At 59.8% G+C, this 8843-nt stretch carries 9 protein-coding genes; 4 read left to right on the top strand and 5 right to left on the bottom strand.

Translation table 11 applies throughout. The features are described from left to right. Window positions 1–163: 163 nt before the first annotated feature. Together ACSFE6_RS29680 and ACSFE6_RS29675 are read left to right on the top strand one after the other, a co-directional pair. Window positions 164–1666 (top strand): aldehyde dehydrogenase family protein, encoded by a 1503-nt coding sequence (locus ACSFE6_RS29680; RefSeq protein WP_435430937.1) that lies wholly within the window; start codon window positions 164–166, stop codon window positions 1664–1666. Window positions 1667–1836: 170 nt separating this feature from the next. Continuing rightward, a complete protein-coding gene (locus tag ACSFE6_RS29675) occupies window positions 1837–2187 on the top strand; it encodes a BON domain-containing protein (RefSeq protein WP_435430936.1) in 351 nt (116 codons plus the stop codon). 80 nt (window positions 2188–2267) lie between these two features. Here ACSFE6_RS29675 and ACSFE6_RS29670 read toward each other — a convergent pair whose 3' ends face one another. Beyond that, complete coding sequence (locus ACSFE6_RS29670; protein WP_435430935.1) at window positions 2268–2927, bottom strand: carbonic anhydrase; 660 nt, start codon at window positions 2925–2927, stop codon at window positions 2268–2270. 60 nt (window positions 2928–2987) lie between these two features. Further along, complete coding sequence (cynS, locus tag ACSFE6_RS29665) at window positions 2988–3455, bottom strand: cyanase (RefSeq protein ID WP_435430934.1); 468 nt, start codon at window positions 3453–3455, stop codon at window positions 2988–2990. 122 nt (window positions 3456–3577) lie between these two features. Between cynS and cynR the strand changes: the two genes are divergently transcribed. Continuing rightward, complete coding sequence (gene cynR / locus ACSFE6_RS29660; RefSeq protein ID WP_435430933.1) at window positions 3578–4459, top strand: transcriptional regulator CynR; 882 nt, start codon at window positions 3578–3580, stop codon at window positions 4457–4459. 202 nt (window positions 4460–4661) lie between these two features. Here the strand turns inward: cynR and ACSFE6_RS29655 are convergent, their stop codons facing one another. The 3 genes from ACSFE6_RS29655 to ACSFE6_RS29645 all read right to left on the bottom strand — a co-directional run bounded on the left by ACSFE6_RS29655 (window position 4662) and on the right by ACSFE6_RS29645 (window position 8133). Further along, the gene (locus tag ACSFE6_RS29655; RefSeq protein WP_435430932.1) at window positions 4662–4991 is read right to left on the bottom strand and encodes a hypothetical protein; all 330 of its coding nucleotides are present in this window, start codon (window positions 4989–4991) and stop codon (window positions 4662–4664) included. Between the two features lie 538 nt (window positions 4992–5529). Then, window positions 5530–6018 (bottom strand): GNAT family N-acetyltransferase, encoded by a 489-nt coding sequence (locus tag ACSFE6_RS29650; RefSeq protein ID WP_435430931.1) that lies wholly within the window; start codon window positions 6016–6018, stop codon window positions 5530–5532. Between the two features lie 177 nt (window positions 6019–6195). Next, window positions 6196–8133, bottom strand: a complete 1938-nt coding sequence (locus ACSFE6_RS29645; protein WP_435430930.1) for a DNA topoisomerase III — start codon at window positions 8131–8133, stop codon at window positions 6196–6198. Between the two features lie 273 nt (window positions 8134–8406). On the opposite strand from ACSFE6_RS29645, the gene ACSFE6_RS29640 reads away from it, so the two are divergent. Next, window positions 8407–8775 (top strand): DUF427 domain-containing protein, encoded by a 369-nt coding sequence (locus ACSFE6_RS29640; RefSeq protein WP_435430929.1) that lies wholly within the window; start codon window positions 8407–8409, stop codon window positions 8773–8775. Window positions 8776–8843: the final 68 nt, after the last annotated feature.

The following is an 8843-nucleotide window of genomic DNA, read 5'->3' as shown; positions in this document are numbered from 1 at the left end:
CCCCCCCCCCCCCCCCCCCCCCCCCCCCCCCCCCCCCCCCCCCCCCCCCCCCCCCCCCCCCCCCCCCCCCCCCCCCCCCCCCCCCCCCCCCCCCCCCCCCCCCCCCCCCCCAGGACTTTTGCTATACATTTTCCGCCCGCCCATTGCATGGTGTAACCGCTTCATGTCTCTTGCGCTCGAACGTCTAGTCGCTGGCACGCCGATCCCTTTCGCCGGTAATCGTGTCACTGTGGTCAGCCCCGAACTGGCGGCACGCTTCCAGCCCGGAGACCACCTGTTGGTGGAGCAGGTCAGCGGCGAATTGTTGCTGATCCCCGTGGCCGACCAGCAGGCGGCAGCGGTGGCGATCGAGCGCGCACAAGCGGCATTCACCGCGATGTCGGCCGTCTCGGATCAGGCCATCAGCACCTTCTTCGATCTGTTCGCGCAGCGTCTGGAAAGCCCGGAGTGCTGGGCCTTGATCGAAGCGGCCAACCTGGCTGACATCGAGCGGGCCAAGGCCCGGGGCCGGTCGACCACGCGCCTGCTGGCCGACGAACGCATGCGCCGCGACATGATCGCCGGCCTGCGCGCCTGGCGTGATGCGTCGGCCTCGCGGGGCAAGGTGATCAGTTGTGTCGAGCACGACGGCTGGAAAGTCGAGCAAGTGGTGTCACCACTGGGCATCGTCGCGTTTGTTTTCGAAGGCCGGCCAAATGTCTTCGCCGATGCCGCCGGCGTATTGCGCACCGGCAACACCGCCGTCCTGCGCATTGGCAGCGACGCCTTGGGCACTGCCCAGGCCATCGTCACTCATGCGCTGAATCCGGCACTCGCCGACGCTGGTTTGCCGAATGGCGCGGTGTCGCTGGTGGAGAGCGTCAATCATGCCGCCGGTTGGGCGATGTTCGCCGACCGGCGTTTGTCGCTGGCCGTGGCCCGTGGTTCGGGTCGTGCCGTCAGTCAGTTGGGCAGCATCGCGCAACAGGCCGGCACCGCTGTCAGCCTGCACGGCACCGGCGGTGCCTGGCTGATCGCCGATAGCGATGCCCAAGCCACGCGCTTTGCCGCCGTGGTGCGCAATTCCCTGGACCGCAAGGTCTGCAACACCCTGAACGTCTGCCTGATTCATCGCGATCGCGCCGCCGAGCTGGTGCCGCTGTTTCTCGAAGCGCTGCAACAGGCCGGCAAGGCACGTGGCCAGGGCTGCAAACTGCACATCGTCGAGGGCAGCGAAGCGTTCCTGCCTGCAGAGTGGCAAAGCGCAACCGTCGAGGTCTATCGCGCCGAAGGCTACCGCACCGAAGCCCTGGCCGAAGCGCTGCCGGAAGATCAATTGGGTCGCGAGTGGGAGTGGGAAGAAACCCCGGAAGTCAGCCTGAAAATCGTCGATGGCCTGGACAGTGCCATCACCTTGTTCAATTGCTATAGCCCGCAGTTCACCGTGTCGTTGATCAGTGAGGATGCGGCGGCTCAGGAGCGCTTTTACAACGCGGTCAATGCGCCGTTTGTCGGTAACGGCATCACACGTTGGGTCGATGGCCAATACGCGCTCAACAAGCCGGAACTGGGTTTGTCGAACTGGGAGAGCGGTCGCCTGTTCGCCCGTAGCGCGATTCTGTCGGGTGATGGCGTGTTCACCATTCGCAGCCGCATGACCCAGACGGATCTGTCGGTCAAACGTTGAGTCGGTACCCCCGACCCCGGGCGACGGCCGCACTATACTTTATGTGTGTCTGAATTGACGTGGCGAGCACTCCAAAACGAATCAGATGTCCCATCGCTCGCCTGAGAGGCAGAGGGCTATACAGCAAACGGGATGGACAGCGCATCTGATGACGTGAAGAGGGTTGCATCATGAAACTTCATTCGTTTCAACATTACTCTCAGGATTTGGAAAGAGGCGTTCACGACACGTGGATTACCACGAGGGTGAAGTCAGCCCTGGCCATGGCCGAACCCAGCCTTGGCCTGCAAATCCATGTCAAAACCCATGGGGGCACGGTGGCGTTGAGCGGCCGCGTCAACACCCATAAACAGTGCGAGCAAGCTGTTGGTCTGGCGCGTTCGGTTCAGGGCGTTGTCGACGTCGATGCCCGAGACTTGCTGACTCACGTGTTCACGCCAGGCAGTATTCCAGAACCCCCCAACGCTGAAGAGAGCCCTGAGAATCGGTCACCATCGTCAACAAGGATGGACGATAAATAACCCTTTCGATCATGCCGGTGCAGTGCTCCCGTGAGACGGGAGCGTTGCGCTGATCGTCTTGCTGTCAGTGGATTCAAACTTCAGGCTGCTACTGCGGATCGCCCTTGAAGGGCGCAAGTGGTCGGGTGCTCGGCCAGCGACACGAAGCTGCGGCTGTGGCCATCGAGTGCATCGATCGATCCGGTCTCGATGTCGTACACCCAGCCATGCAAGTTCAACAGGCCTTTTTCCTGGGCCAGGCGCACACTCGGGTGAGTCTGGATGTTCGCCAATTGTGCGATCACGTTTTCCCGCACCATCGAACTCACTTTCGCCGCTTGATCGGCGTGAGGCCGTGATTCGTTGATGACTTTCGCCGACTCGGCGTGTTGCAGCCAGCTGCCGACCGCGGGCAAGTGATCCATGCAGGTGCACTTGGCGACAGCGGTCATGGCGCCGCAATCCGAATGGCCGCAGATGACGATATCGGTCACGCCCAGCACGGCGACGGCGTACTCGACCGTGGCGGACACACCACCGGGATGGGGGCTGTAGGAGGGCACGATGTTGCCGGCGTTACGGATCACGAACAGCTCGCCGGGTTCCTGTTGGGTCAGCAATTCCGGCACTACACGGCTGTCCGAGCAGGTGATGAACAAAGTGCCCGGGTGTTGCGTGGTTGCCAGGTGTTTGAACAGGTCGGTGCGTTGCGGGAAGACTTCTTCCTGGAACTTCAAAAAACCTTCGATGAGCGCTTTCATGATTGCGTCCTCATGGATGAACCGGGTTTGGCCCGCACAGCGGTGCGGGCCGTTATCAACTTAGAAAGGACGCAGGGGCAGGAACTTGCCGTCCAGGGTGATCACGGCACGGTGACCGCCTTCCGGGTCTTCGACTTTCTTCATGTCGAGCTTGAAGTTGATCGCGCTGATGATGCCGTCGCCGAACTGCTCGTGAACCAGGGCTTTGAGGGTGGTGCCGTAGATCTGGATCATTTCGTAGAAGCGGTAGATGGTCGGGTCAGTCGGGACACCTGACAGGCTGCCGCGCAGCGGGATGATTTGCAGGCGGGCCACCGAGTCGGCGTCCAGTTCGAGCTTATCGCCGATCACTTTGGCGGCGCTTTCCGGCAGCGGGTGTTGGCCGAGCAGGGCAGCGGTGACGTACGCCAGAGAGAGGCCGGTGCCTTGGGCGACGTCTTCGAAAGACAGGTTTTTGCGAGCCTTGGCGTCCAGGATTTTGGCGGTCAGTTCAAGGCTGGTGTCGTTGTAAGCATGGGACTGTTGCATGGTGGATCTCCTGGTGCAGTGGGTAGTGCTTGGGTGTGGAGTCATCTTCTGCTGATCAATCCATAGCGTCCAAGACCGATATACAATGCAATCCATAAGCGCTGCCTATAGAAGGTAATCCCATGCTGTTGCGTCATCTGCGTTACTTGTTGGCCGTTGCCGATAACGGCGGTTTCACCCGCGCTGCCGAAGCCTTGCACGTGTCCCAGCCGACCCTGTCGCAACAGATCCGGCAACTGGAAGAAACCCTCGGTGTCAGCCTGTTCGACCGCACTTCGCGCACGGTCAAACCGACCGATGCAGGCCTGGCCTACATCGAATGCGCGCGACGGGTGCTGGTGGAACTGGAGGCGGGCAAGCGCGCGTTGCATGACGTGAAGGACTTGTCCCGCGGCACCCTGCGCCTGGCCATGACTCCGACCTTCATGGCGTACCTGGTGGGGCCGTTGGTGCGCGATTACGTGGCGCGGTACCCGAACATCCATCTGGAGGTGTTCGAATTGTCGATGGACGACATTGAAACCGGGCTGGCGGATGACTCATTGGATATCGCGATTGCGTTCGATCAGGTGAGAAACGCCGATATCGAGTCGATCCCGGCGTTCACCGAAACCCTGGGGTTGATGGTCGGCCGGGCGCATCCGCTGTATGAACGCCAGGAAGCATTAACGACCGCAGAGGTGGCGCGATTGGAGTTTGCCTTGTTAACCCCGGATTTCGTCACCCGCACCTGCATTGACGAGTATTTCGCCGAAGAGCGGATCACGCCGAAGGTGGCCATCGAGGTGAATTCGGTCAATACGCTGCTGGAAGTGATACGACACACCGCGATTGCGACGATCCTCCCGGAAGCCATTGCCACGGGCGAGCGAGCCTTGTGCAAGATTCCATTGGTAAGGGATGCGCCGAAGCGTGGGGCGGCGTTGCTTCGGCGTAAAAACAACTATCACAGTGCCGCTTCGGTAGCCTTTATGGATCTTGTGTTGCGAAGCGAATTTTCATAATCACCACAAATCCCTGTGGGAGCGAGCCTGCTCGCGAAGACGGCAGCACATTCAACATTGATGTTGATTGAACGTTAGCTTTCGCGAGCAGGCTCGCTCCCACATTTAATCTTCGGTGAACATAAAAATCAGACACAAAAAAGGCCTGCTCTTATTGGGAGCAGGCCCTTCTTATTTATAAGTCACTAGTGACTTATTTGAATTAGTACAACCGGTCAATCACCCGAACTTCATTCTGATTCTGCATCGAGGCCCAGGCCTGTTTCAGCGTTTGCAGAACATTACCAATGAAGTCCTTGTCGGCCGCGGCTTTCTTGCCGACGTAGCCTTGGCCGCGACGGTACATCTTCAGGCGGGCCAACAGGTGCTGGTTGTTCTGGTCGAATTCCGCTTCATGGGAGTGGGGCGACAGGCAGTCGATATGAACGCTGCCCGATTTGCTGATCCACAGAATATGGCTGTCGAGCGTATCTTTTTTCGCTGCGAACAGACGAGCCAGTTCTTCGATAGTTGGTTGATTGTTCAGATTCATGGTAAAGCCCCCTTGACCAATTGGTGATCTTTCAAAGTTGATTCGCTAATACAAGTAGCCCATCGGTTAGTTGATCCCTGGCACCGAAACCAGGACGTCAGCAGTCGTTCGCCGAAAGTGGCGAGGTCCCGCGTCTGTTGCATGTAGTCGTGTTGAATAACTGCTACGCAAAAGCGTCACAACGAAGAGAAGCAGCGATAACCTTCTGGCCCTGCCGACGCTTTCAGGGTCGGCCACAAGCTTCATGAGGATGGATCGCCAGCGCTTCTCGTCCTTGTACTGGACGTTCAGGCCAGGTCAGCTTCTTCAATCTGCCTTGTGGGCAGCGTGTATCCGGAAAAAACAGCTCGGCGGTCAGACGAGCTTGCTCAAACGTGTTGCCTGTACTCCCGATCGGGGAGACGTCTGCATCATGCAAGGGCAAATCGAAGGCGTCAACGGTTTTGTAGTGATTATTTTCAGTCACTACATATTGTCGGACAAAGCTGGGTGGAATTAGCGAAAGGGGGGTAGAAAATCACCCGATCAGGGGGGGCGGTTAAACCGAAAATCGGTAAAGGGTGCAGGGATGCCCCTTGATTGACTGTTGATGCAGGGTAAAACCCTCTGGGCAAAGGCCTGGCATCACCGCTGCCCAGAATGCTCGGGCAGGAAGATTCGCATCGAGATGCAGAATTTGCCACTGACCGGGCAAGCGGCTCAATAGGGTGGAAACGACAAATTTCGCGATGCCCTGGCCACGAAAGCGTCGTGTGACAAACAGGTAGCCGATGTTGTACCGGACGTCGGGCAGGCGGGTGTCCTCATCCACGGTCACGAAACCGGCCAGTTCGTCGTCGACGCGGATCAGAAACGGCTGGGTCGCGGGATTTCGCCAGTAGTCCGTCAAGTACTGAATGTTGAAAAAACCCTGTTCACCCAATTTCAAAGGTAACCACTCGCTGAAGTCGTAGGTGTAGAACTGCATCAGGTTTTCGATGGTTTGGAGTTCGTCGCGGTGGGCGGCGTGCAATGTTATTGACGGCATGTGAAATGGCTCCTGGGACAGTCAGCCAAGGATAGTTCGAACCAGGAAGATTCTGTGGCGAGGGAGCTTGCTCCCGTTGGGTCGCGAAGCGGCCCCTTATCAAAAAAAGCAGGGGACTGCTGCGCAGTCCAGCGGGAGCAAGCTCCCTCGCCACAGGTAAGACGTGATTGCGTTGCTTTACGGTTTTGCCGGACGTTTGGTGCCTGTCGATGCCTTGCGTTTTGTAGTCTTGCGCTTGTTTTTCCACGGTGTGGCACCGCGTCCGGCCGGGCTCGCCGGGCCACTGATGGTCAGGTTCAGGCCGGCGCAACGGGCAACTTGCTTGCTCATCCACGCCGCCTGCTTGGTGACGAACTCCTCGAGGCTCATTTCCCCGCTCTGCACCATGTCCAGCGCCTGCTCCCAAATGGCCGTGGTGCCCGGATCGGCTATCGCCCGCGGGACGGCATCGATCAGGCTGAAAGCGGCCGGGGTTGCCGACAGTGCCTTGCCATTCTTGATCAGATAACCGCGATCAAGCAGGCCCTGGATGATCGAGGCGCGGGTCGCTTCGGTGCCGATGCCGGTGGTGTCCTTGAGCTTCTGCTTGAGCAGCGGATCGTCCACCAGTTTGGCCACGTTCTTCATGGCCTTGATCAGATCGCCCTCGGTGAAGGGTTTCGGCGGTTGAGTCCATAGGTCCTTGAGCTGCACGTTTTCTACCGCGCAATCAATGCCTTCCTTGAGATTGGGCAGGGTTTGCGGGGCGGGCGCTTCACGACCCTTGGCCGGGGCGAGTGCCTCGGGCAGGGCGCGCTTCCAGCCCGGCTCGACGATCTGCTTGCCGACCGCGCGCAAGGCCTCACCGGCACAATCGAAGTCGGCTTGGGTGCGGTCATATTCGTGATTGGGCAGGAACTGTGCCAGATAGCGTGCGCGAATCAGGGTGTAGACCGCACGGTGTTTGCCGGTCAGGCGTTCGAGGTTTTTCGCCGCCGCAGTGGGAATGATGCCGTGGTGCGCGCTGACTTTGGCATCGTTCCAGGCTCTGGAGCGGCGTTGCGGTTCCAGGTGATCGTGCAAGGCGTTCAGCGCCGGATCAGCCTGGCGCAACGCTGCCAGAATACCTGGCGCTTCGCTGTGCTGGCTGAGCGGCAGATAGCCGCAATCGCTGCGCGGGTAGGTGATGACCTTGTGGGTTTCGTAGAGCGCCTGGGCGATATCGAGTGTCTCCTGGGCGCCGAGTCCGAGTTTTTTCGAGCAGACTTCCTGCAAGGTGCCCAGGTCAAACGGCAGCGGCGCCACTTCGCGCATCCGTTCGGTGCGCATCTTGATGACGTTGGCGCTCACCGCCGCCATCATCGCCACCGCTGCTTGCTGAGCCCGCGCCTGATTCAGGCAGCGATCCTGATCGTCGCAAACCTCGGAGGCCGCACGCCATTGCGCGGTGAAGACAGTACCGTCATGCCGCAGTTGCACGTCGATGGCCCAGTAGGCGACCGGGATGAAGTCGGCAATGCTGCGGTCGCGATCCACCACCAGGCGCAGCGTCGGCGTTTGCACCCGGCCGACCGGCAAAACGCCCTGGTAACCAGACTGGCGCCCGAGCAGGGTGAAGAGCCGGCTCATGTTCATCCCGATCAGCCAATCGGCCCTGCTGCGGCCCAATGCCGAATGGTAGAGGCTGAAGGTTTCGGCGCCCGGTTTGAGCGCGGCGAGGGCTTTGCGGATCGAGGCGTCGTCCAGTGCCGACAGCCATAAACGGCGAATCGGCCCCCGATAGCGGCAGTGCTCCACCAGCTCCCGGGCGATCATCTCGCCCTCGCGGTCGGCGTCTGTGGCGATGATCAATTCGGACGCTTCACCGAGCAGGCGTTTGACCGCCTTGTATTGGCTGGCGGTACGTGGCTTGACGGTCATTTTCCATTTGTCCGGAATGATCGGCAGGTCCGCCAGCACCCAGCGCTTGTAGCGTGCGTCATAGGCATCTGGTGGCGCGGTTTCCAGCAGATGGCCGATGCACCAGGTCACCGTGACGTCCGTTCCCAGCCAACAGCCATCGCCACGGCGTTTGGCGCCGAGTACAGCCGCAATGTCCTTGGCCTGGGAAGGTTTTTCACAGAGATACAGCCGCATAACCACCATCGTCGATCAATGTCCGGGAGGTGCACAGGATGGCGGGATAAGGGCACAAGGGCAATCTTTATCTGTATGGATGTACAGCTTGTGCGTTGCGGTTGATTGCAGGGTCCGTTCGGCTGTGAGGCCGTCGTGAATGGGGAAATTGGGTTATACCTGTTTCATCGTGGTCTCAGGTTTTGGAGCTGCTGCGCAGCCCATCGCTGTAGGAGCGAGCTTGCTCGCGATGAACGATAACGCGGTCAATCTTCCTCATGAGGAACGAATTCCATGAAAAGTACCGGTCCCAGCCCTGTCATCACCATTGCCGAGCAACCCGGATGTCTTCTGGTGAAGTTCCACGGTATCCAGGTGGCCGCCTCCTCGCGGGCGCTGGTGCTGCTGGAAGCCAATTACCCACCGGTGTATTACGTGCCGCGAGAGGACATCGACGAAAAGTACTTCGCTCGCACCGACCACACCAGCTATTGCCCCTACAAGGGCGATGCCAGCTATTTCAGCTTGCAGGTGCCGGGGCATGAAGGGACCAATGCGGTGTGGAGTTACGAGAACCCCAAGGTGTCTGTCGCGCAGATCCGTGAATACATGGCGTTTTATCCGGACCAGGTGAAGTTCGAAGTCGTCGAACTCGATGAATGATCCACAACCACTGTGGGAGGGGGGGGGGGGGGGGGGGGGGGGGGGGGGGGGGAGGGGAAGCCCAATGC

It is taken from the genome of Pseudomonas baetica (genome assembly GCF_051216495.1).
In the GTDB taxonomy this organism is placed as follows: domain Bacteria; phylum Pseudomonadota; class Gammaproteobacteria; order Pseudomonadales; family Pseudomonadaceae; genus Aquipseudomonas; species Aquipseudomonas baetica_B.
The sequence above is the reverse complement of the archived record's forward strand: the minus strand, read 5'-3'. Positions and strand labels throughout refer to the sequence as shown.

Bases quoted from the DNA above. Each gene is read 5' to 3' on its own strand.
- ACSFE6_RS29680 (WP_435430937.1), top strand. From the start codon at position 164: ATGTCTCTTGCGCTCGAACGTCTAGTCGCTGGCACGCCGATCCCTTTC.
- ACSFE6_RS29675 (WP_435430936.1), top strand. From the start codon at position 1,837: ATGAAACTTCATTCGTTTCAACATTACTCTCAGGATTTGGAAAGAGGC.
- ACSFE6_RS29670 (WP_435430935.1), bottom strand. From the start codon at position 2,927: ATGAAAGCGCTCATCGAAGGTTTTTTGAAGTTCCAGGAAGAAGTCTTC.
- cynS (WP_435430934.1), bottom strand. From the start codon at position 3,455: ATGCAACAGTCCCATGCTTACAACGACACCAGCCTTGAACTGACCGCC.
- cynR (WP_435430933.1), top strand. From the start codon at position 3,578: ATGCTGTTGCGTCATCTGCGTTACTTGTTGGCCGTTGCCGATAACGGC.
- ACSFE6_RS29655 (WP_435430932.1), bottom strand. From the start codon at position 4,991: ATGAATCTGAACAATCAACCAACTATCGAAGAACTGGCTCGTCTGTTC.
- ACSFE6_RS29650 (WP_435430931.1), bottom strand. From the start codon at position 6,018: ATGCCGTCAATAACATTGCACGCCGCCCACCGCGACGAACTCCAAACC.
- ACSFE6_RS29645 (WP_435430930.1), bottom strand. From the start codon at position 8,133: ATGCGGCTGTATCTCTGTGAAAAACCTTCCCAGGCCAAGGACATTGCG.
- ACSFE6_RS29640 (WP_435430929.1), top strand. From the start codon at position 8,407: ATGAAAAGTACCGGTCCCAGCCCTGTCATCACCATTGCCGAGCAACCC.